General features: G+C 66.4%; 22 protein-coding genes and 2 pseudogenes. 11 read left to right on the forward strand and 13 right to left on the reverse strand.

The features are described 5' to 3' along the window. Positions 1–31 precede the first annotated feature (31 nt). Positions 32–1,210 (forward strand): steroid 3-ketoacyl-CoA thiolase, encoded by a 1,179-nt coding sequence (locus NV1_RS28700; RefSeq protein WP_067898171.1) that lies wholly within the window; start codon positions 32–34, stop codon positions 1,208–1,210. A gap of 23 nt (positions 1,211–1,233) precedes the next feature. On the opposite strand, the gene NV1_RS28705 is transcribed toward NV1_RS28700, so the two are convergent. Together NV1_RS28705 and NV1_RS44685 are read right to left on the reverse strand one after the other, a co-directional pair. Further along, positions 1,234–1,452: a PIN domain-containing protein gene (locus NV1_RS28705; protein WP_218027230.1), complete on the reverse strand. Its 219-nt coding sequence runs from the start codon at positions 1,450–1,452 to the stop codon at positions 1,234–1,236. A 444-nt stretch (positions 1,453–1,896) separates the two neighbouring features. Next, the gene (locus tag NV1_RS44685) at positions 1,897–2,511 is read right to left on the reverse strand and encodes a TetR/AcrR family transcriptional regulator (protein ID WP_169813429.1); all 615 of its coding nucleotides are present in this window, start codon (positions 2,509–2,511) and stop codon (positions 1,897–1,899) included. A 360-nt stretch (positions 2,512–2,871) separates the two neighbouring features. Here NV1_RS44685 and NV1_RS28715 point away from each other — a divergent pair, with 360 nt between their 5' ends. Genes NV1_RS28715 through NV1_RS28725 form a run of 3 tightly spaced genes read left to right on the forward strand, consistent with a single transcriptional unit; the run spans position 2,872 to position 6,120 of the window. Continuing rightward, positions 2,872–4,026 carry an acyl-CoA dehydrogenase family protein gene (locus tag NV1_RS28715; protein WP_067898247.1) on the forward strand — a complete coding sequence of 385 codons (1,155 nt, stop codon included), beginning with the start codon at positions 2,872–2,874 and terminating at the stop codon, positions 4,024–4,026. 18 nt (positions 4,027–4,044) lie between these two features. Beyond that, entirely contained in the window at positions 4,045–4,971 is a 927-nt protein-coding gene (locus NV1_RS28720; RefSeq protein ID WP_067898178.1) for an LLM class flavin-dependent oxidoreductase, read from the forward strand. Between the two features lie 42 nt (positions 4,972–5,013). After that, positions 5,014–6,120, forward strand: a complete 1,107-nt coding sequence (locus NV1_RS28725; protein WP_281181906.1) for a CaiB/BaiF CoA transferase family protein — start codon at positions 5,014–5,016, stop codon at positions 6,118–6,120. A 10-nt stretch (positions 6,121–6,130) separates the two neighbouring features. Here NV1_RS28725 and NV1_RS28730 read toward each other — a convergent pair whose 3' ends face one another. From NV1_RS28730 to NV1_RS28755, 7 genes and pseudogenes are all read right to left on the reverse strand, one after another. After that, positions 6,131–6,478, reverse strand: a complete 348-nt coding sequence (locus NV1_RS28730) for a protein kinase family protein (protein ID WP_067898184.1) — start codon at positions 6,476–6,478, stop codon at positions 6,131–6,133. 141 nt (positions 6,479–6,619) lie between these two features. Further along, complete coding sequence (locus tag NV1_RS28735) at positions 6,620–7,171, reverse strand: CoA-transferase (RefSeq protein ID WP_084525873.1); 552 nt, start codon at positions 7,169–7,171, stop codon at positions 6,620–6,622. Continuing rightward, complete coding sequence (locus NV1_RS28740) at positions 7,135–7,536, reverse strand: AMP-binding protein (RefSeq protein ID WP_067898190.1); 402 nt, start codon at positions 7,534–7,536, stop codon at positions 7,135–7,137. The genes NV1_RS28735 and NV1_RS28740 overlap by 37 nt, the downstream gene beginning before the upstream one ends. Positions 7,537–7,551: 15 nt before the next feature. Then, entirely contained in the window at positions 7,552–9,177 is a 1,626-nt protein-coding gene (locus NV1_RS28745) for an aldehyde dehydrogenase (protein WP_307630363.1), read from the reverse strand. After that, a complete protein-coding gene (locus NV1_RS28750) occupies positions 9,107–9,493 on the reverse strand; it encodes a hypothetical protein (protein WP_157117435.1) in 387 nt (128 codons plus the stop codon). The genes NV1_RS28745 and NV1_RS28750 overlap by 71 nt, the downstream gene beginning before the upstream one ends. Before the next feature lie 511 nt (positions 9,494–10,004). Continuing rightward, positions 10,005–10,153 (reverse strand): annotated as a pseudogene (locus NV1_RS47240) (IS701 family transposase); the annotation flags it as partial. Positions 10,154–10,666: 513 nt separating this feature from the next. After that, the gene (locus NV1_RS28755) at positions 10,667–11,695 is read right to left on the reverse strand and encodes an MBL fold metallo-hydrolase (RefSeq protein ID WP_067898199.1); all 1,029 of its coding nucleotides are present in this window, start codon (positions 11,693–11,695) and stop codon (positions 10,667–10,669) included. A 324-nt stretch (positions 11,696–12,019) separates the two neighbouring features. Here NV1_RS28755 and NV1_RS46965 point away from each other — a divergent pair. The 7 genes and pseudogenes from NV1_RS46965 to NV1_RS28785 all read left to right on the forward strand — a co-directional run. Next, positions 12,020–12,169 (forward strand): annotated as a pseudogene (locus NV1_RS46965) (SDR family NAD(P)-dependent oxidoreductase); the annotation flags it as partial. A gap of 1 nt (position 12,170) precedes the next feature. Continuing rightward, positions 12,171–12,743 (forward strand): SDR family oxidoreductase, encoded by a 573-nt coding sequence (locus NV1_RS45210; RefSeq protein ID WP_444980813.1) that lies wholly within the window; start codon positions 12,171–12,173, stop codon positions 12,741–12,743. A 38-nt stretch (positions 12,744–12,781) separates the two neighbouring features. Further along, entirely contained in the window at positions 12,782–14,392 is a 1,611-nt protein-coding gene (locus NV1_RS28765; RefSeq protein ID WP_067898202.1) for an AMP-binding protein, read from the forward strand. 34 nt (positions 14,393–14,426) lie between these two features. Further along, complete coding sequence (locus NV1_RS28770; RefSeq protein WP_067898205.1) at positions 14,427–15,623, forward strand: NAD(P)H-dependent amine dehydrogenase family protein; 1,197 nt, start codon at positions 14,427–14,429, stop codon at positions 15,621–15,623. Between the two features lie 323 nt (positions 15,624–15,946). Continuing rightward, positions 15,947–17,131, forward strand: a complete 1,185-nt coding sequence (locus NV1_RS28775) for an acyl-CoA dehydrogenase family protein (RefSeq protein ID WP_067898208.1) — start codon at positions 15,947–15,949, stop codon at positions 17,129–17,131. Then, positions 17,128–18,213 carry an acyl-CoA dehydrogenase family protein gene (locus NV1_RS28780; RefSeq protein WP_169813432.1) on the forward strand — a complete coding sequence of 362 codons (1,086 nt, stop codon included), beginning with the start codon at positions 17,128–17,130 and terminating at the stop codon, positions 18,211–18,213. The genes NV1_RS28775 and NV1_RS28780 overlap by 4 nt, the downstream gene beginning before the upstream one ends. Beyond that, positions 18,210–18,416 carry a hypothetical protein gene (locus NV1_RS28785; RefSeq protein ID WP_067898211.1) on the forward strand — a complete coding sequence of 69 codons (207 nt, stop codon included), beginning with the start codon at positions 18,210–18,212 and terminating at the stop codon, positions 18,414–18,416. The genes NV1_RS28780 and NV1_RS28785 overlap by 4 nt, the downstream gene beginning before the upstream one ends. 349 nt (positions 18,417–18,765) lie before the next feature. On the opposite strand, the gene NV1_RS46970 is transcribed toward NV1_RS28785, so the two are convergent. From NV1_RS46970 to NV1_RS28800, 4 genes are all read right to left on the reverse strand, one after another. Next, complete coding sequence (locus tag NV1_RS46970; protein ID WP_157117436.1) at positions 18,766–18,927, reverse strand: CoA transferase; 162 nt, start codon at positions 18,925–18,927, stop codon at positions 18,766–18,768. Positions 18,928–18,932: 5 nt separating this feature from the next. Further along, the gene (locus NV1_RS28790) at positions 18,933–19,775 is read right to left on the reverse strand and encodes an enoyl-CoA hydratase/isomerase family protein (RefSeq protein WP_067898214.1); all 843 of its coding nucleotides are present in this window, start codon (positions 19,773–19,775) and stop codon (positions 18,933–18,935) included. Positions 19,776–20,011: 236 nt separating this feature from the next. Next, on the reverse strand, positions 20,012–20,197 hold the full coding sequence (locus NV1_RS28795) for a hypothetical protein (RefSeq protein WP_067898217.1): 186 nt from the start codon (positions 20,195–20,197) through the stop codon (positions 20,012–20,014). Between the two features lie 68 nt (positions 20,198–20,265). After that, positions 20,266–21,042, reverse strand: coding sequence for a hypothetical protein (locus NV1_RS28800; RefSeq protein ID WP_067898220.1), 777 nt, complete (start codon positions 21,040–21,042; stop codon positions 20,266–20,268). Between the last annotated feature and the right edge of the window lie 57 nt (positions 21,043–21,099).

A 21,099-nucleotide genomic window follows, 5' to 3' on the forward strand; every position in this document is an offset into this window, starting at 1 on the left:
GCGTTCGGAGAAGAAGTGGAGGACAGGAACTATGCGGGATAGTCAGATCGTCATCATCGATGCGGTGCGGACACCCATCGGACGCCGCAAGGGAGGGCTGGCTCCGGTGCATCCGGTCGACTTGCTGGCGACGGCACATGCCGGTCTCATCGCACGCACCGGCATCGATCCCGCGCAGGTCGGGCAGGTCGTCGGCGGGTGTGTGTCGCAGATCGGCGAGCAGTCGTTCAACGTCACCCGGACCGCGTGGCTGGCCGCCGGGCTGCCGTATACGGTGGCCGCGACCACGGTCGACGCTCAGTGTGGGTCGGGGCAGCAGTCGGTCAACCTTGCCGCGTCGCTGGCCGCGTCCGGCACCGTGGACGTCGCGGTTGCTTGCGGCGTCGAGGCAATGAGCCGTATCCCGATCGGAGCAAACTCGAGTGGTGATTTCGGTCGCCCCATCAATCGCGGCTACCGGCGCCATTACAACTTCGTGAGCCAGTTCGAGGCGGCCGAACGGATCGCCGCGCAGTGGAAGGTCACCCGGCGCGACGCGGACGAGCTGGGCGTTATATCGCAGGAACGCGCGGCCAGGGCGTGGGCCGAGGGGCGCTTCACCGACCAGATCGTGCCGGTCGATGCCCCGGTACCAGGTCCGGATGGCAAGCCGACGGATCAGCATGTGCGGGTAGATCGAGACGAGGGCCTGCGCCCGACGAGCCTGGATACGCTCGCGGGGCTCAAGGCGGTGGGTCGCGATGACGCCGTGCACACCGCCGGGACTTCCTCGCAGATCTCCGACGGTGCGGCCGCTATCCTGATGACGACCGCGGCCCGCGCCGAAGCGCTGAGCTTGCGGGCTCGGGCTACCATCCGGGACACCGTCGTGGTGGGCGTGGATCCCGAACTCATGCTCACCGGCCCGATCGACGCGACTCGCCAGCTCCTCGACCGCAATGGGCTCACGATGCAGGATCTCGATGTGATCGAGATCAACGAGGCGTTCGCCTCCGTCGTGGTCGCCTGGGCGCGTGAGCTGAAGGCCGATATGGAACGGGTGAACCCCAACGGTGGCGCGATCGCCCTCGGGCATCCGCTCGGCGCCAGTGGTTCTGTGTTGGTGACCAAGGCGCTCAACGAACTCGAACGCGTCGACGGCCGCTTCGCCCTGATCACCATGTGCTGTGGCGGTGGCCTCGGCACCGGCACCCTGATCGAACGCCACTGAGCAGGTTCGCGCTTGTCTCAAAGTCAGATGGGGACGATCTCGACCAGGTCTTCGAGATCGATAAGGTCGCTCGCATTGCGGGTGTACGGACGGGCGTCATAGGCGTGTGCGGTGGCCGCGATGAGGTCGAAGTCGCGCTGTAGCGCAGCCAAGCGGCGCAGTCGTCGCGTCCGTGTCGCCCGGCTGGCGGCGACCAGAACGCCGGAGCGCAGTCCGGCGACCGTCGCGGAACTTATGGCCAACTCCCCCCAAGGGAACGATCACGCTCGGCGGGCGGCGCATCGACCGACTCCGCGCCGAAGCGCGAGCAAGCCTCGGCGTCACCCGGTCGTTCCAGTCGATCGAACTGTTCGAAGATCTCACCGTGCGCGACAACCTGGCGGTGGCGTGCGAGCCATGGTCAATGTTCACAGCCGTGCGCGACATGTTCCTGCCGAAGAGATCGGTGCTATCCGATGCGGCGCTGACCGCCATCGCGGACTTCGACTTGGAAGGCGTGCTGGACCGTAGGCCCGATGTGCTCTCCTTCGCTCAACGCCGGTTGATCGGTATCGCCCGTTCGGTCGCCCGAGGGACATGCTGGCCGATGACCAGGTCCGGGCGTCGTACACCGGTGCCAAGGCGGCGCACCGTCGGCACGACGAGGAGCCGGCCCGCCATCCGTCGACGGATGGCGCACCGTCCGGTCATGCCGAGCGGTTGGCCCGGCGCGGCTGGGCCCGTCGGCGGGCGGGCTTGGCCGGTACCGCGGACCTGTCGACCAGTAGTCCGCCGAGGAATATCCTGCTGAACTCGTGAGCGACATCGCGCGGGCTGTACCGGCTGTTCGGGTCATACCACCGGTAGAACCAGCTCGTCATGCCGATGAACCCGACCGTGAGCATGGTCAGATCGTAGTTCTGGAATTCTCCGCCCGCGATACCTCGCTGCAGGATGCCGCGTACGTGGCGCTCGAAGTTTTGCTCTCGTTTGCGAATCTCGGTTACCTGATCCGCGGCGAGCCACTGGTCGAGGAATGGTGATTCCTGAAAGTACACCGCGGCTTGCGCGAGATCGGAAGAGATGAGCTCAAAGGTGCTGAAGACGTAATTTTTGAGCTGGTCGGCCGGTGATGCGGCGCTCTCCGCCTCGTCGAGGATCGCGGTGATCTCGTCCGTCGCCTTGAGGTAGAGGTCGAAGAGGATCGAGGCCTTGCTCTCGTAGTAGTGGTACAGAGTCGCCTTGTTGAGCTGGGCGGCCTCCGCGACGTCGTCCATTCGGGTGCCGTGATAGCCCCTCGTCCGGAAGAGGTCGGTCGCCACTCGGAGGATGTCCTGTTTGCGATTCGAACCTCTGGGAGTCGCCTGTTTCGGTTGAGCCACGGGCTTATATGTTAACCGACCAAGTGGTCGTACGGGTGGTGCGGTGGCGGTACCCGTGGCTATTGGGTGAGTTCGACCAGAAGGTCCGTGATCCGGTCGGGTGCGGACAGGAGTGTCGGCCATGGCCGCGAGTAGGTGCCCGTGCGCCTGTGGCGTCGACAGCTCTCTGCGCGGCGGCGCGGTGTCCTCGGCGGGCGTGCCTCGGTGCATACCGATTATGACCAACCCGTTGGTTGACTCTTTTTTGTGCCGCTGGTAGCTTCGAATTGAATTCGACCAGCCAGTGTCTTGGAGATGCGCGTGGACTTTGCTGAGAGCAGCGAACATTCGATGTTGCGAGCGGCTATTGCGAAGTTGGCGGCCGGCTTCGGGCACCGTTATTTCCTGGAACGGTCCCGTGATGGCCGCGGGATGGGTGAGTTGTGGGACGCGGTCTTCGCCAATGGCTTCGGTGCGGTGAATATCCCGGAGGAATTTGGGGGCGGCGGCCGGGGAATTCAGGAGCTGGCGATTATCGTCGAGGAACTCTGCGCGGCCGGTTGTCCATTGTTGATGCAGGTTGTCTCGTCGGGTATTTGTGGCTCCGTGCTGGCCGCGCACGGCACCCCGGCCCAGCGGGACGACTGGCTGCCGAGACTTGCCGAGGGCCGGGCGAAGATGTGCTTCGCCATCACCGAGCCCGACGCCGGATCCAATTCACACAAGATCGCGACCAGGGCGAGGAAGGACGGGGACCGTTGGATACTCAACGGCTCCAAGTACTACACGACGGGTGTGGACCAGGCGGATGCGGTGCTCGTGGTGGCCAAGACCGGCACCAGGGAGAATGGCCGCGGTGTTCTGTCGCTGTTCATCGTCGACGCCGATGCGTCAGGTTTCGTGAAGAAGCCGATCGAGATGGAGATCGTCGAGCCGGAGAAGCAGTTCCTCCTCTCGCTGGACGACGTCGTCGTCCCGGCGGAGGGTCTCGTCGGGGCGACGGACGGGGCCGGCCTCAAGCAGATGTTCGCCGGACTCAATCCGGAGCGCATCACGGCATCGGCGAAGGCCACCGGACTTGGCCGGTATTTCCTGGACCGTGCCACCGCTTATGCCCGTGACCGGCAGGTCTGGGACGTGCCGATCGGGGCGCATCAGGGGATCGCTCATCCGCTTGCCGCGGCGAAGGTCAAGCTCGAGCTGGCTCGGCTTGCCACTACGCGGGCGGCGTGGCTGTATGACAACGGTCTCGATGCGGGGGAAGCGGCCAACATGTCGAAGCTCGCGTCTGCCGACGCGTCGATCGACTGCTTCGAAGCCGCGATCCAGACCCATGGCGGCAATGCCTATGCGACGGAATTCGGGATCGCGCATCTGTGGGGTCTGACCCGGCTTGCGCGGAGTGCGCCGGTGAGCCGGGAGATGGCGCTGAACTACGTTGCCATCCACAGCCTCGACCTTCCACGTTCGTACTGACCGCGGGGTAGGCGAGCGATGACTATTCCCTTGAGAGCCGGGCTCGTCAATGTGGATCCGGCCTCGGCTGTGCACGATGCCCGGCTGGCCGAAAAACTGGGTTTCGACCTGCTGGCTTCGGGCGATCACGTGTTCTTTCGCCGTCCGGTGCCCAGCACGTTCGTTCAACTCGCGGTTGCCGCGGGAGCCACCGAGCACATTCGGCTCGTCAGCACCATCGCCTTGCTTCCGCTGTATCCCGCGGCGCTGTTGGCCAAGCTGGCCGCCAGCCTCGACCAGGCATCGCAGGGCCGCTTGGAACTCGGTTTGGGAGCCGGCGGAGAGTTCCCCGCCGAGTTCGCCGCGGTCGGTGTCGACCCGGCGACACGCTTCCGCCGGATGGACGAGGGCTTGACGGTGCTTCGCCTGCTCTTCACCGGTCGGTCCGTGCGGTTCGAGGGCGAGTTCACCAAGCTTCACGACGTGGCGCTGAACCCGCCGCCGAGCCGGCCGGACGGACCGCCGATCTGGCTCGGCGGCCGCAAAGACAAGGCCATCCGACGCGCGGGCCGGTTCGCGGATGTGTGGCTGCCCTATCTGGTGACACCGGAGATGATGGCGAGCGGTATCGCCAAGGTGCGTGGGGCGGCGGTCGAGGCCGGTCGCCAGGCCGAGGAGGTGCGCGGAGCGGTGTTTGCCTGGATGTGCGTCGATGAGGACGAACACTGGGCGCGCCGCACCGGTATCGAGGAGGTCAGTGCCGCCTATCAGCAGGACTTCCAGGCGATGGCCGACCGTTACCTCATAGTGGGCAGTCCTGCGTCGGCCCTTCGCCGGCTTTCCGAGTTCGCCGATGCCGGGGCCGAGACCGTGATCATGCAGGTCGCCGCGCCACCGGACGCCCGCGCGCGGGTCATCCAGACGATCGCCGATCAGGTTCTGCCCGAGCTTCGTTCCCACGCATAGTCGGAGGCCCAATTGTCAGCCGGAAGCGGTCCGCTGAGTGGTGTGAAAATCGTCGAGCTGGCCGGTATAGGCCCCGGGCCGTTCGCCGGGATGGTGCTGGCCGACATGGGAGCCGACGTGGTCCGGGTGTCTCGCCCCGGGGACACGAGGTACGCCGCGGCCCAGTCGATCCTCGAGCGCGGCAGGCGGTCCGTAGTGGTCGATTTGAAGGCCGAGGGCGGGGCCGAGGTCGTGTTGCGGCTCGTGGAGAACGCGGACGGGCTGATCGAAGGTTTCCGTCCGGGTGTCGCCGAGCGGCTCGGCGTCGGGCCGGAGCCGTGCCTGGAACGCAATCCACGCCTGGTCTACGGCCGGATCACCGGATGGGGACAGCACGGGCCGCTGGCGCACACCGCCGGTCACGATATCGACTACATCGCATTGACGGGCGCGCTTTACTCGATGGGGCATGCCGACCGCCCGCCGGCTCCGCCGCTGAATCTCGTCGGGGACTTCGGGGGCGGCGGCTATTTGCTGGCTTATGGGCTCGTATGCGGACTGTTCGACGCTCTGCGGTCGGGAAAGGGCCAGGTCGTCGACGCGGCGATCGTGGACGGGACGGCCGTGTTGCTGGCGAATCTCTTCGGCATGCGGTCACAGAGCCTCTGGACTGCCGAGCGCGGTGCGAATCTGCTCGACGGCAGCCGGCCGGAGTACTCCACCTACGAGTGCTCGGACGGGACGTTCATCGCGGTCGGTGCCCTCGAATCACAGTTCTATGACGCGTTCATCGACGGGCTGGGACTCGAGGACCCGCCGGACCGCCGGGAGCGCGACCAGCTCCGAACGCGGATCGCCGAGCGGTTCCTGACCCGTTCGAGAGATGAGTGGATGAAGATCTTCGAGGGCACCGACGCTTGTGTCGTTCCCGTGCTCACGCCTGCGGAAGCGGCGACGCACCCACACCTGACAGCCCGCGAGACCTACCTCGAGGTGAATGGCGTCACGCAACCGGCGGCGGCGCCGCGCTTCAGCCGGACTCCGGGGCGAACAGGTGGTCCGGCCCCTGAACTGGGGGCCGACACCAGGGCGATATTGCGAGAAGTGGGTTACGACGACCCGGCCGTCGGCGAACTCATCCGTACCGGTGTCGTGGCAGCTTTGGACTGAAACCTCTCATTCATGATTCGAGTGCGGTAAGGGAGTCGAGATCGATTGTGGCCTGGGCCATTCGCTCGATGTTGGCGAGGCAGATGTCGTCCGGCTGCATCTTCGGCTGCAGGGGTCCGTAACCTATGGTGTAGAGCCAGAAAAGCAGAGCGTGCAGGGTCTGCTGCCGGTAGGCGAGCCAAGCTTGGTCGAAGTCGAGGGACCTCACGCCCTGCCGGTGCAGCGATTCCACGTAGTGTGCGATCAGGTCCCGTTCATACGCACGACGATCCTCGACCGTCAGCGCCGCGGCGATGGTATAGGCGACATCCTTGGCCCAGCCGCCGACGGCCATGCACTGCCAATCGAACAGACCCATGCGATCCGCTTCCGGTCAGCCGCTCGGTTACGAGGTGGGTGCCGATTCGTGTCATCGTCTTGGCGACGTGGATCTTGCTTTTGAGGGTCACAGTATGTCTCCATCGGGGTGGCGGCTGGATGGCCGCGCCCGGGGCGGGGGTCAGCGGGTCCGTTGGTGGTAGCGGCGGCCGTCGGGGTCGATGACCTCACGAATGAGCCGTAACTGCTGGGGTGAGGGTGCCGGTGTGGTGCCGATCGACTCGGGAAGTACCGGTTCGAAGCCTGTGGCCGTGAGAACCTGCTCCAGGGTTACGCCGGGATGAAGGGACTTCAGGCGCATTCGCTGGCTGTCGGGCGCGAAGTCGAACACGGCGAGGTTGGTGACGACGAGTTCGGGGCCGCCGGCCAGGCCGAGCTGGGCGCGTTCACCGTAACCGCCGAGGAATCCTGCTGCCGACCGGAAATCGACGCGATCGACCAGGGTTCGCGGACTGTGGTCGTTCACCCAGTACAGCAGCCGCTTGGGCATCGAGCCCATATCGGCCAGCCCGGCTGTGCCGGGCAGGCGGACCTTGGGGTGGTGATAGTCCTGCCCGATCACGGTGTTGTTCATGTTGCCGAATTGGTCGACCTGCGCCCCGCCGACGCAGAACTTTTGAAGATAACGTGGGCTGGCTATGAAGTTCCAGAAGTCACGCTGGTCGACGTACATGCCCGGGCACCGTTGAACGCATATCCGTGCGCGATGAGACAACCCTTCGGCATACCGGTGGTTCCCGAGGTGTAAAAGATCGCTATCGGGTCCTGGGGACGCACCGCCACGGCCGGTGTGGCGTGGCCGGTTTCCAGAAGGTCCTCGTAGTCGATATCGGGCCGTGGATCCGGCCCGTCGAATCGCCCCACGCCGATGAGGGCTTTCAGTCCGGTCAGGTCCAGATTCAGCCGTGCCACGGTCTCCGTGGCAGCGGCATCGACGATCACCACCGACGGGTCCGCGTCATGCAGTTGGTACCGCAGGAACTCGCCTTTGAGATACGCGTTCAACGGCACCGCGATGGCACCCAGTTTCGCGCTCAATCCAACGACCTCCGGCTACTCAGCGGTTAACGGACTTTTGGCAGTACTGCTGCCCTGCTGCATGGGATAGATCGTCTTCAACTCCAGGTACGGCTGGATGCCCTCGGGGCCCAGTTCGCGACCCAGCCCGCTCTGCTTGAATCCGCCGAACGGGAAGTCGTTTCCGGACACCATCGTGTTCACCCGGACCTGGCCGGCGTCGATTCGCCGGGCGAGCGCGAGCCCGCGCTCGGCGTCGCCGGTCAGGACCGAACCCGACAGCCCATAGTCCGAATCGTTGGCAATGGCAACCGCTTCGTCGTCGGTGTCGTAGGGGATCACCGCGAGGACCGGGCCGAAAATCTCCTCCTGCGCGATTCGCATCGAGTTAGACACATGCCTGAACACAGTCGGTTCGAAGTAGAAGCCCCGGTTCAGATCCTTGGGCCGTCCACCGCCGAGAACGATTTCGGCACCTTCGCTCTTTCCGAGCTCGACATAGGATTCAACACGGGCCCGCTGCCGATCGGCGACCAGTGGCCCGAACGCGGTGCCGGGGTCCTTCGGGTCGCCGACCTGCCCGGCTCGCATCGCCTCGGCCACCATCTCGACGATCTCGTCGTAGCGCGTGCGGGGTGCGAGGATCCGCGTGTTGGACACACAGACCTGGCCCGAGTAGGGAGAACAGAGGGGGACGACCACCCGGGCCACCGCATCGAGGTCGGCGTCGTCGAGCACGATCGCGGCGGATTTGCCGCCCAGTTCCAGTGTCACGCGCTTGAGCTGCGCGCCGGCCTCGGCCGCGATGATCTTCCCTGCCGCGGTCGATCCCGTGAACGCGATCTTCGAGACGAGCGGATGCGCGACGAGCGCCGCGCCGGTCTCCCGGCCGCCGGTCACGATGTTGACCACGCCGTTCGGAAGGCCGGCCTCGATCACCGCGGCGGCGAAGGCGTTCATGTCGAGCGAGGTCTCGGGAGCGGGTTTGATCACCGTCGTGCACCCGGCGGCGAGCGCGGCACCGAGCTTCCAGGCCAGGATGATGTGGGGCGAGTTCCAGGGCACGATGAGACCCGATACGCCCACGGGCTGGCGGCGCACGATGCCGGTGGCGCCGTCGCTGACGCGAGTTTCTTCGATGGGGAGTTCGCGAGCGAGGTTCGCGAAGTACCGGTAGGCCTGAACGACCAGCGGTCCGTTCAGGTAGGACGACATCGAGATCGGCATGCCGTTCTGCTCGGTGAGCGACATCGCGATCTGGGAACTACGGGCCTCGAAGGCGTCGGCGAGCTTGTCAATGTATTGTGCTCGGTCCTCGCCCCGCAGTTCAGCCCATCCCGAAGAGATGAACGCCTCGTGCGCGGAGCGAACCGCAGTGTCGACGTCCTGGGCGTCGCTATCGACGATCTCTCCGATCTTTTCTTCGGTCGCGGGGTTGACGACTGTGCACGTCTGCTGCGAGTGAGCGTGGATGAACTGGCCTCCGACGAAACTCATCGAGGTTGCCAATGTCATTTGCGTTCTCCAATACTGGCGGATTGATGAATTCGAGTCGGGGCACATGATCCAGCGGAGAACGACCAGGCGTTGCTCATTGCGGATTGATGGCGACCAGTCCCCGGATGAGCTTGCCCTCGTCGAGATCCTGATTGCCCTGGCCAACCTCAGCCAGGTCGTATCGGTGCGTTATCAGCTCATCGAGTTCGAGGTGCCCGGTCCGATACAGGCCGAGAAATTTCGGAATGTCGTTGCGCGGGTTGCAGCCGCCGTAGAGCGAGCCGAGTATTCGCTTGGAGTACATGGAAAGAATGCCACCGGGAAGCTGCTCCGTGCCCTTCCTGATGTGCTCGTCGGAGTAGCACAGTCCCGCGTAGGCGACCCTGACGAGCGCCTCGCCGGCGCGGGGCGGATCGAGTTCGAGGTCGGCGAGCTCCCAGTTTCCTCCCATTTGCCGACAAACGATGGCGGCAGTCTTCACAGCTGACCTCGTTTCATCAGGTGCGTCCCAGGCGCCTCGCCACTAGTGACGCCTTCGATCCGAACGTTAGCTCCCGACCCACTAGTTGGTCAAGTATTGGCGGTAGGTGATGACCGTGATCGATAGCGAGCGAACACGCGCGATCCATGCCCAGCGGAACAGTCGGCGGGCTCCAATTCCGGAAGCAATTCGACGAGTTGCGGCGAGTAACAGAAGAAATCGCGGTAGGTGTACAGAGAGAATTTGAGTCCCGCTGCGATTTCGTCCGAATTTGCGGCACCGGCACGATCACGTCGGCCAGATACGATGTCTCATTGCGGTACCGGTCGGTGCTGACGAGGTAGTCGAGGGATCAGGCTCGTCTGCAAGGTCGCGTAGCGATCGTCACTGGATCCGCCGGAGGCACCGGCATTGAGACCGCGACGAGTCGCAATCGGGAGCGCGGCGAGCCGTTCGTCCGGGCGCTACAGAGCTTGAATCGTCGGGGTTAGCGCACGGCGTGTCGGGCTTAGTCGTGTTCGATCCGCCAGCGGATCTTGGCCAGTCGCACCAGTGTCTTGATCGGAGTGTCGGCGGGCAGGGCGGACAGCCGGTAATCGGTGGCTCGGGCTCACCGGGTGGCCATTCGGCCAGCAGCCTGCATTCCGGAAGGCTACCGCCGGTCTCGCGACTGCGAACTCGAGACCTGCCTCGGACCGACTCACTTCGAGGGCCGTCGTCGAGCACTTCCGCAAGGGCGAGCTGGCGCTGTCGGACATGCTGGGCCCGCGCCTGCCGCTGGAGCGGGTGTCGTCAACGGCGAGACGTACGACAACCGGTACCTCGCGGTCTGGCCGTAGTGGTCGCCGAGGCAGCGCCGACCCAGCTGTCACCTCGGCCACATCGGGCAAAGGATCTTGGACAGTGCGGCCTTTCGAGCCATAGTCTCAACCAATAGGTTGGTTGGGGGGAGTCGGTTGAGTCCAACGAGCGAGCAGGCGGCGCGACTGGAGCCGTGCTGGTGACCAAGAGGCTCAACGAGCTCGAATACGTCGACGGCCGGTTCGCGCCTGGTCACCATGTGCTGTTGCGGCGGGCTGGGCACCGGAACCCTGATCGAACGCCACTGACCGTCGCCCACCGGGCATGAAGGCGCCCTGGTCCGTTTCGTCCGGGGCAGGGCACTGCTCGGGTTCAGCGCCGTCGGTACACGAGTGCTTCGTCCTCGCCCTGCTCACTCGTGGCCTGGCCGCGCGTGACGAGTACGTCCAGATGCGCTCCGGTCTCGTTCACGGCCAGAACCTGGTCGAAGACGCTCAGCTCGGTGAAGGCCAGCTCGCGGCGGGTCCACGGGATGAGCTGCGCGACCTCGTACGCGGTGGCCGTTTCACCGATGCCTTCCAACGTCTCGGTGAGCCGCCGCTCGTGATGCTCGAGCAGCTCGTGCACGCGGGCGTGGACGCTCCCGCCCGCCGGGCCGTGTGCGGGCAGCAGGCGAGCGTCGGGCAGTGTCAGCATCAGCCGGAGCGAGTCGAGGTAGTCGGCCAGCGGCCCGAGATACGGTGCCGGCTGAAAGCCGATCGACGGCGTAATGTGCGGGAGTACGTGGTCGCCGGCGAACAGCAGCCCGGCCGCGGCGTCCTGGAAAACCACGTGGCCACTGGTGTGGCCGGGGGTCGCGAGCACGCGGAGCTTCCGCCCGGCGACGTCGAGTTCGGCGTGGTTGTTCAGCCACCGGTCGGGCATTTCCCACAGTTCCGCGGTGGGCTGCTGTCGATGGGAGGCGGCGGCCTCGTCCATCAGTTTCCTCGCCCCGCCGCGGCGCAGCCTGGCGAGATAGCTGGGTTCGGTCGTGCCGTCGATGACCCCCTTGATGTACGCCAGGTTCTGGCGCTCCCGCTCACCGATCGCTATAGCGCTGCCGAACAGTCGCCTGATTTCGACGGCCATCGTGTAGTGGTCCCGGTGCGCGTGGGTCACGAAGAACTCGTGGATGTCGCCGAATTCGCGATCGAGGCCCTTCAGGGCCCGGCCGAGCTCGGCCTTCGCCTCGGCGAGTGCCCAGCCCGCGTCGATCAGCGTGACGCCCCCGTCGTCGAGGATCGCGTAGACGTTGACCGCGCGCAGCCCGTCGCTGGGAAGCGGCAACGGAATGCGGTAGACGTCGGGGGCGACCATCTCGACGCCTGATTCTGCCCAGGCGTGGCGGGATTCAGAACTCATTCGGGAACGTCCGTTTCGGTATGTGGGTTGCTGGGGGTACTGAAAGTCGCGCACCATGCCACGCCCCCGGGGCCGGCCGAACGGATGTCCCCAGGGGCCCCTGCGCAGTCGGCCACCGCGTTTTCCTTCGTGTCCGGCCGGACGCGGTGACGGGCCGGCCCGGGCCCGTTGTGGCCTCGGGTAACCGATCTCGTTCCGCGCCCGGCGTTGTTGACGTTACCTGGACCTCCAACTACTCTCAACCGAGTAGTTGGTTGAGGCGGTGACAGCCGTGAAAGGGAGTTACGTCTGGTGCGGCTCCAATTGAAGGACAAAGTAGCGATCGTGACCGGGGCCTCCCGGGGAATCGGCCGCGCGATGACGGAGTCGTTTGTGGACGCCGGGGCGCGGGTCATGATGGTGTCACGGAAACTGCTGGGCCTGGAGCAGGTGGCCGCCGAGTTTCCCGATGGTGTCGTCGACGTGTTCGCGGCCGATGCGGGCAGCCCGGAAGCGCCGGTGCGTGCGTCGAGGCGACGCCGGGACGCTTCGGGCGGCTCGACATTCTCGTCAACATGCGGCGACCAACCCCTACTACGGCGGCGTGATGGATATCGAGACGTCGCAATTCGACAAGACGATCGAAGTGAACCAGCGTGGGTCGCTCGTGTGGACCCAGTGTGCCTACCGTCAGGCGCTCGTGGTCGTCCTCAACATTTCCAGTATCGGTGCTTTCCGTACCGTGAAGAACCTTGCCGTGTACAACATGAGCAAGGCCGCCCTGGTTCATCTCACACAGCAGCTCGCCTACGAACTCGCTCCCGGTGTGCGGGTGGCAGGGATCGCGCCCGGCCTTGTGGAGACCACGATGGCGAAGTCGCTGACCGACCCTCGACCTGCGGGCGGCGAAGCTGCCGATGAAACGGATCGGCCAGCCGGCCGACATCGCGAACATGGCGCTCTTCCTGGTCTCCGACGCGGCGAGCTGGCTCACTGGGCAAACGATCGTGATCGACGGCGGAGCGAGCCTCCGGCCGCTTTCAAATTGACTCTTGACTTAATACATTGATCGCGAGCGGATCCCGGATCGCTCGCCGGACGTAAGGAATGTTCGCACCGATGGATGTTGGGATGCGGGTCGTACGCGAGGTGTTGCGCCGTCGAGCCAATGAGGAGCCGGACCGGAACTTCGTCAAGTGCGGCAGCGACGACTGGATCACGTTCGGCGACATGGCCGGCCGCGCCGAGCGCCTGGCGGCGGGTTTCGCCGCATTGGGCGTCGAAAAGGGTGATCGGATCGGTGTCCTCTCCGACACTCGTGAAGAGGTCTTCGCCACGCTCATGGCCTGCTCGCAGGCGGGTGCGATCAACCTCGGGCTGAACACGTTCCTCAAGGGCGACTTCCTCAAGTACCAGCTGGTCGATGCCGGGGTCAGCGTGCTGGTCGCGGACCGGGCCGGGTGGAACACGGTGCGCCCGTTCGTGTCCGAAACCCCGCTCCGGCACGTCATCCTGCTCGATGGCGAGGCGGAACCGGTAGGCGGCGTCGCCGTGCACCAGTTCGCCGAGGTCATGACGATCGGTACCCGGGTGCCCGAGCCCGACCTGAGTCCACGGGATCTGCTGGGCCTGCTGTACACCTCGGGGACGACGGGGAACCCCAAGGGCTGCATGCTCAGTCACGGCAACTACACCAACGTGCCCAGCTCGTACCTGGCCAGCGACCGGATCCGGCCGGGTGACCGCATTTTCACCGCGTTCCCGTTCTTTCACACGGCAGGCCAGATCATCATCCTGATGAGCGGCCTGGTCGCGCCGCTGGAGGTCGTGTACGAGCCGAGGTTCAGTGCCTCGACCTACATGAAGCGTGCCAGAGAAGAGAAGGCGACCCTCCTGTGGGGCGTGGGGGCGATGGCACTCGCGGTGCTCGCGCAACCGGAGTCGAGCGACGACGCCACCGGGTCGTTCCGCCTCGCGCAGTTCCAGCCACTGCGGCCCGACCGCCAGCTCGAGTTCAAGGAGCGTTTCAACGTTCCGGTGATCGCCGAAGGCTACGGTCAGACGGAATGCGTTCCCATCACCACCAGCAGGCTGAGCGACGAACGCCGCCGGGGGAGTGTCGGCAGGCCCGTCGACCACCTCGAGGTGCAACTGGTCGACGAAAACGACGAGCCGGTGCCGGTGGGCACCGTGGGCGAGATCGTGGCACGCCCACGTCGTCCTGAGGTCATGTTCCAGGGCTACTGGGGGAAGCCGCAGGAGACCGTGAAGTCGATCCGTAACCTCTGGCACCACACGGGCGACTTCGCGACGCAGGACGAAGACGGGTTCATCTACTTCGTGGACCGCAAGAGCGACGCTTTGCGCAGGCGCGGCGAGAACATCTCCTCGGCCGCGGTGGAGGGCGTCATTCGCACCCATCCGGCGGTCGACACCGTGGCCGTCGTGGGTGTCCCGTCGGACTTCACCGAGGACGAAGTGAAAGCGGTGGTCGTCCTGCACGCCGGGGCGGAGTTGCAGCCCGGCGAGTTGTTCGAGCACTGTAAGGATAAGTTGCCCTACTTCGCGGTGCCACGCTACGTCGAAATCGTCGACGAGCTGCCGACGAACGCCCTCGGCAAGATCAGGAAATACGTCCTCCGGGAAAACGGGATCACCCCGAACACGGTGGATCTGGAAGCGCTGGGGTTCCGGATCGAGCGTCATGAGCGGCGCTGACGAAGCCTGCCGTGGTGGGAGCCGGGAGAAGGCCATGAACGCTGCGCCGGGTGCGGAAGCCGGGGCATTCGAGCACAACGACGGGCGAGTGACGACGAACGGTCGTGGCACGGATCCACGTGACGGGCGCCCCTATCGGGTCGTCCAGTGGACGACCGGGTTCGTCGGCCGGTCGGCGCTGCGCTACCTGCTCGACCGGCCCGGTTTCCAGGTGGTGGGCGCGAAGTGTCACAGCCCGCGGAAAGAGGGCCGAGACGTCGCCGATCTCGTCCGACGGCCACCGATCGGTGTGCGGGCGACATGCGACGAGTCGGCACTTCTCGCGCTCGACGCGGATTGCGTGGTCTTCACCCCGCACGATTCCGGGCAGCGCGACCCGACAGTTCCCGGCACGCTCTCGCACGAGCACTTCCAGACCGCGCTGCGGATCCTGCGCAGCGGCAAGAACGTGGTCAGCTCGCTGTGCCCGCCGACCCATTTCCGTCACCTGGCGGATCCGGAGCTGTTCATGGGGGAGATCGAGGCGGCCTGCCGGACGGGGGAGAGTTCGATTCACTTCACCGGGGTCGACCCGGGCTTCTTCACCGACGCTCTCGCCGTGGCCGTGTCCAGCGGGGTAGGCCGCGTGGACCGGATCCGTACCTGGGAGATCCTGGACTACTTTGCCATCCCGTACACCGGTGGCCCCTTGACCTCACTGTTCGGCAGGCGGCCCGAGGAGCTGCAGGAGGGCGGGCACGAGAGCTGGATCCGGGAAGGCTGGGGTGGCGTGCCGCATCTGCTCGCCGACGCGTTCGGACAGCAGTTGGACGCGATCGACGTCGACTTCGACTACTGGCTCGCGGACGAGTCGTACGAGACGCCGGGCGGCAGGCTGATCGAAAAGGGCACGATCGGCGCCTACATTTTCGATCAGCACGGCGTCGCGGGCGGCCGCCGGATCTTCACCACGACACACGTGAACCGGATGGGCCCGCACACCGGCCCCGACTGGCCGACCGTCGGGCATGACGGTGGGTACCGCATCGACATCGAGGGCTCGACACCACTGCGAGTGGACATCCCACTGGGAAACGAGGGCGGCCGCGGCAGCGCGCTGGCCGATGCGGGTGAGGTCACCGCCGCGCGCCTGGTCAACTGCATCGTGCCGCTGATCAACTCTTCACCCGGTTACCGGACCTTCCTGGACCTGGGCCAGATAACCTCGAGCCTCGGTCAGCTCTCCGCCTGAGACGCGGCCGGGAGCGGCTGTCCCCGCGGCACCTCCGCACGAGCCCGGCCCATGACCAGGTGACCGCCCGTGAGGCAGTCCGGTCGCGGGCCGGGCACCGGGTGCGACACTATTCCTCGATCCTTGCCCCCGGGTGTGACCCGCCGGGGGGCGGCCGGAGGGCGCGCCCACTGGGGTCCCGGGCGGCAGGTCACGGAGAATCCGGCACGGTGCGGCAATGGACACCTTGTTTCACAAGGTGACCATTGCTACATTGACCCTGGATCAACCAGTTGGTCGGTAGCTTCGATGGCCAATGCTGTCGCGTCGAGGAGCGGATGCGAATGGATTTTCAGGAAACGTCGGAGCAGCAGGCACTGCGGTTCGAGCTTCGGAAGTATCTCGGCGAGATGGTGACGCCCGATGTGCGTGCTCAGCTCCTTCGTGAGGGGGAGTCGAGCCAACTGTTCCTCGAACTCGTCAAGAAGATGGGGCACGATGGCTGGCTCGGTATCGGCTGGCCGAAAGAGTACGGTGGGCGTGGGCTGAGCCTGATCGAGGACTACATTTTCTTCGACGAGGTCAAGCGCGCGTGGGCGCCGGTGAACTTCGCGACCCTCAACACGGTCGGGCCGACGCTGATGGAACACGGCAGCGAGGAACAGAAGAACCGCTTCCTGCCTCCCATCCTGCGCGGTGAACTGCAGCTGGCGATCGGTTACTCCGAGCCCGAGGCGGGCACCGACCTCGCGTCCCTGCGGACGCGGGCCGTCCGGGACGGTGACCACTACGTCGTCAACGGGTCGAAGATCTTCACCACCCGGGCCCAGGTCGCCGACTACATCTGGCTCGCGGCCAGGACCGACCCGGAAGCGCCCAAGCACAAGGGCATTTCGATCATGCTCGTGCCGACCGACCAGCCGGGGTTCAGCTGGTCGCCGATCGCCACCGTGGGCGGCACCACGACCACCGCCACCTACTACCAGGACGTGCGGGTACCGGTCGAGAACCTCGTCGGGCAGGAGAACGACGGCTGGCGGCTCCTCACGAGCGCGCTGAATCGCGAACGCGTCGGTCAGGCCGCCTTCGTCGGGCTCGCCGAGCGACTGTACGACGACCTTCTCGCCTGGTGCCGCACCGCCGGCCCGGACGGCCGCAGGCCGATCGACGAGCCGTGGGTGCGCAACGACCTCGCCCGCGTCGTGGCCACGGTGCGTGCCGTGCGCCTGGTGAACCTCGACATGGCGGCGAGCCTGGCGCGGGGCGCCGCGGGCCACGCCGAGGCGTCCGCGACCAAGGTGTTCGGCACGGAGGCCACTGTGGACGCCTATCGCACGATGCTCGGCATACTCGGCTCCGCGTCCTACCTCCCGGCCGGCTCTCCCGGTGCGCTGCTGCACGGGGAGCTCGAACACGCCGCGCGCGAGTCGCAGATCAACACCTTCGGCGGCGGCACGAACGACATGCAACGGGAAATCATCGCCTGGCGGGGGATCGGCATGAAGCGGGACACCGGGGGTGTGCGTTGATCGACTTCACCTTCTCCGAACAGCAGAGCGTAACGGCCGGCCTCGCCGAGCAGGTCTTCGCCGATCACGGCGGGCAGGAGCGGCTTGCGGCGGCCGAGGCCTCGGCGGAGCAGCTGAACCGGGCGCTGTGGGATGCGCTGACCGCGTCGGGGCTGCCCGGCGTCTGGATCGGCGAGGATGCCGGCGGCGCCGGAGGCGGGATCCTGGAGCTCTGCGCGGCGTTGGAGGTCCAGGGCCGGCACGTGGTGCACGCGCCACTGGCGGCGTCCGGTGTCGGCGGGATGTTCGTCGAGCGGTTCGGTTCGACCGGGCTGCGCGAGCGGTTGCTGCCGCGGGTCGTGGACGGGACCGCGATCGTCGCGCCGGCACTGGCCGAACTCGGCCCTGACCTGCCGACGCGGCCGCGAACGACGGTGTCGGCGCAGGGCGAGGTAACCGGCCGGAAGCTCAGCGTTCCCGGCGGAGGCGCGGCCACCCATTTCCTGGTGCCGGCACTCCTCGACAGCGGCGCTGTCGCGGTCGCTCTCGTCGAGCGCGCCGCGCCCGGGGTTACCGTCACGCCGGCGCGCACCTCGAGCCGGGAGCACGTCGCGCATGTCGAGCTGGCCGGCGCGCTGGGGGTGCTGGTCGATGACGCCGGGGCGGCCGAGTGGCTCTACCAGCACTGCGTGGTCGCCGCCTGCGCGGTGCAGTTGGGGGTGCTCGATGCCGCCACCAGGGCGGCGGCCGAATACACCTCGTCCCGCGTCCAGTTCGGGCGGCCGCTCACGTACTTCCAGTCGGTGCTCAAGCGTGGTGCCGATGCCTACACGGACACGCGCGCCGTCCGGGTGACCCTGTGGCACGCCGCGTGGCAGCTTGCGCAGGATATGGATGCGAGCGAGGCGGCGGCGATCGCGAAGTGGTGGGCCTCGGAGGCGGGTCACCGTACCGGCCACTCCATGCTCCACGTGCACGGCGGCCTCGGTAACGACCTGACCTATCCCGCGCACCGGTACTACCTGTGGGCCAAGCAGATCGACGCCTCTCTCGGCGTGCCCAGTCAGCAACTCGAGCGGATCGGGGCGGGCCTGGCGCGATGACGGCGAACCGGTGGGTCAGCGCTGGTCCATGTCTCGCGTACAGCCCCGAGAAGGACGGGAAAGACATCGCCAGCCTGATCGGGCACGCGCCGATCGGTGTCACGATCACCACCGACAAGGAGCGGATCTACGATCTCGACGCGGACATCGTCGTGTACGCCGGCGTGCGATGCCCGACGACAGTGGCCGTCGCGAGGAGATGAGCCGCCTGCTGGCCTCGGGCAAGAACGTCGTGACGATCACCGACTACAACTTCCCCTGGCAGCGCGGTGAAGAAGGCGCGCGGGTGCTCGAAGGCGCGGGGCCGAGCGGATCCGGGGTCCCGTGGAGGTGTCGACGTACATCCGGGAGCGCAGGTGCGGATGCTGCGCCGCCTCCCCGATCTCGAGCACCGGTGCGCCGCAGGCGTCCGTGCCAGCGAAGCGTTCGGTCCGTCGCGAGTGCGCCGGCCAGTGCGATGTAGTCGATGTCGTGACCGGCCTCGGTGGCGACGGGGCAGCTGTGGCCTCAGCCGGTCGGCCGCACGTAGATCAGGCGCGGGTTTGTCCGTGGTCAGCTCCGCCGGGCCGAGCCCGATCCGCTCCATAGCACGTCGGCGCCGTGGGACGCGAACACCATGGAGGCGAACGGACCCGGGCCCAGCGCGCTCAGGTCGAGCACGCGGACGCCGGAAAGCGGATGCGAAATCGTGGGGGACGCGGTCGTGGTCGTCATCGTGGTCAGTGCCCCTCGAACGTGCCGGCGCGCCGCTCGCGGAACGCGGCGATCGCTTCTTGGTGATCCGCTGTTTCGAACAGGATCCGCTGGATCGAGTACTCCGATTCCAGCACGTGGTCCCAGCCATCGCGGGTCGAGGCGAGCAGTTCCAGCGCCGCGCGGACGCCCAGCGGCGGCAGAGCGGTGAGGCGTCGGGCGAACGCGATCGCCGCGTCCAGGACGTTTCCCTCGGCGATCTCGTCGACCAGACCCAGTGCGTGGGCCCGCTCCGCGGGCACCGGTTCGCCGAGGGCGAGCATGCGCCGGGCCGGCTGGAGTCCGATGAGTTGGGGGAGTAGCCGGCTGAGACCCATTTCCGGGCCGAGACCGAGTGTGGCGAAACCCGCGGCGAACTTCGCGTCGGCCGCGGCGACACGGAAATCGTGCATCACGGCGAGACACAGGCCGCCGCCCGCGGCGGCACCGTTCACCGCGGCGACCGTCGGTTTGGGGAATTTCAGCATCTCGGTCATCCAGCGTCCGGGCCCGGTCCGGTCGACCACCTGCTCCGACAGGCTCAACGGCCGGAGGCCGTTGTCGGTGCCGCCGCGGTTCGGCCGGCCCAGAGGTCTGGCAACCGTGCTCTGCTCGGCTACGGCGCCCAGCGTGCCGATGTCGGCGCCGACGCAGAACGACGACCCCGCGCCGGTCGTGACGATGGCACGCACATCCTCGTCGGCCGTGGCAGCGGTGAACGCGTCCTTCAGCAACCGGAACATCGCGCCGCCGACCGCATTTTGCTTTTCCGGCCGATTCAGCGTCACCACCATGATGTCGCCGCGTTTCTCCCACTCGACTTCGGCCATAGCCCGTCCTCTCGTCATCGTCGACTTCGGGTAACCATAACACCAACTAGTTGGTGGAAAACGAAATCTCCCGGCGGGACGATCGCGGCTGCTATCAACCTTCTGGTTGGTTGACGGCAGAGGGGGTGACTACCGTTGCGAATCACTGGCCCCCTTCGGGCGGATCACCTCGACGTCGGCGGCGATGCGGGACAAAGGAGTTGCGATGGGTGACCTGAATGGTCAGGTGGCGATCATCACCGGCGGGGCGAGGTCAGGGACGATCGCACGCGGTGACGCTGGCGGAAGCGGGTGCGAACATCGGTCAGCGCCGGGCCGGTGTCCGCGGTGAGCTTGACCGTGCCGTCCTTCAGGTGCTCGATTTTCCATCCGGTCGCCTCGAGGTGCTGCAACACGTCCGGGGTGGTGTCCTTGATGATCACCGTTTTCGCGTCGGGGACCTGTTCGACCGCAGCGCCCCAATCGGCGAAATCCTGCGCCGCCTGCGTGGTCAGCGCGAAAGATCCGTGGATGGCCTCGTCAGGCCACGCGTGTTCTTGCCGCCATCGGCGAGGCTCGAGTTCACGCCGTTGAGCTGCCCGCCCAGCGTGGAGGCAGATTCGCCGACGTCGTCGAGTTCGTTCTTCAGGTGTGCCAGGTCGGGCAACTGCTGATCGCGGTCTTTGCCCTGGTTGTACTTCGACCTGGCGTCGGTGAACTTCCGCACCGCCTCGGGCACGCCCTGAAGCGCCTGAGCGATATCGGTGTCACTCAGTCCCGCCGCGGCGTATCCACGGCTGGTGATCGCCTGGTAAGCCTGGTCGCGGCGCAACGACTGCACGATGGTTCCGGTGAGTTGCTGGTTGATCTTGTCCTTGTCGGCGTCGGCGACACCCGCTGTCGCGAGGGTGAAGGTGTGCGGGTCGATACCGAAAGACTTTGCGCGCGTGAAGTATCCGCCGTTCTGAAGTTCCTGCGCCGTCTGGGTGATCGTTTCGTCTGTGGCTTTGCCGGTGGTCTTGTCGAGAGTCTGGTTCAGCTTGTCCAGCTCATCCTTTTGACGCTGCGCTGCCGCGGCGGCGTTCTCGTGGGCGGTCTCGAGGTAGCCGAGACCGAGAACTGCACCGCCGAGGGCGATACCGAGCGGACCACCTGCCGCGGTGACACCGACGACGCCACCGAGCGCGCCGAGCAAACCGTTCACGCCGGACTTGCCGCCCTTCGCGCCGGCGGCCTTCTCCGCGGCGGTCTTCACGTCGTCTATCGGCTTGGTTTTCACCCCGGACACGCCGGACTTGAATTCGGAGATCGCCGTGTTCGCGTTCTTCCATCCGGTGGTGACACC

The sequence above is a fragment of the Nocardia vaccinii NBRC 15922 genome, from assembly GCF_001613305.1.
Lineage (GTDB): Bacteria > Actinomycetota > Actinomycetes > Mycobacteriales > Mycobacteriaceae > Nocardia > Nocardia vaccinii.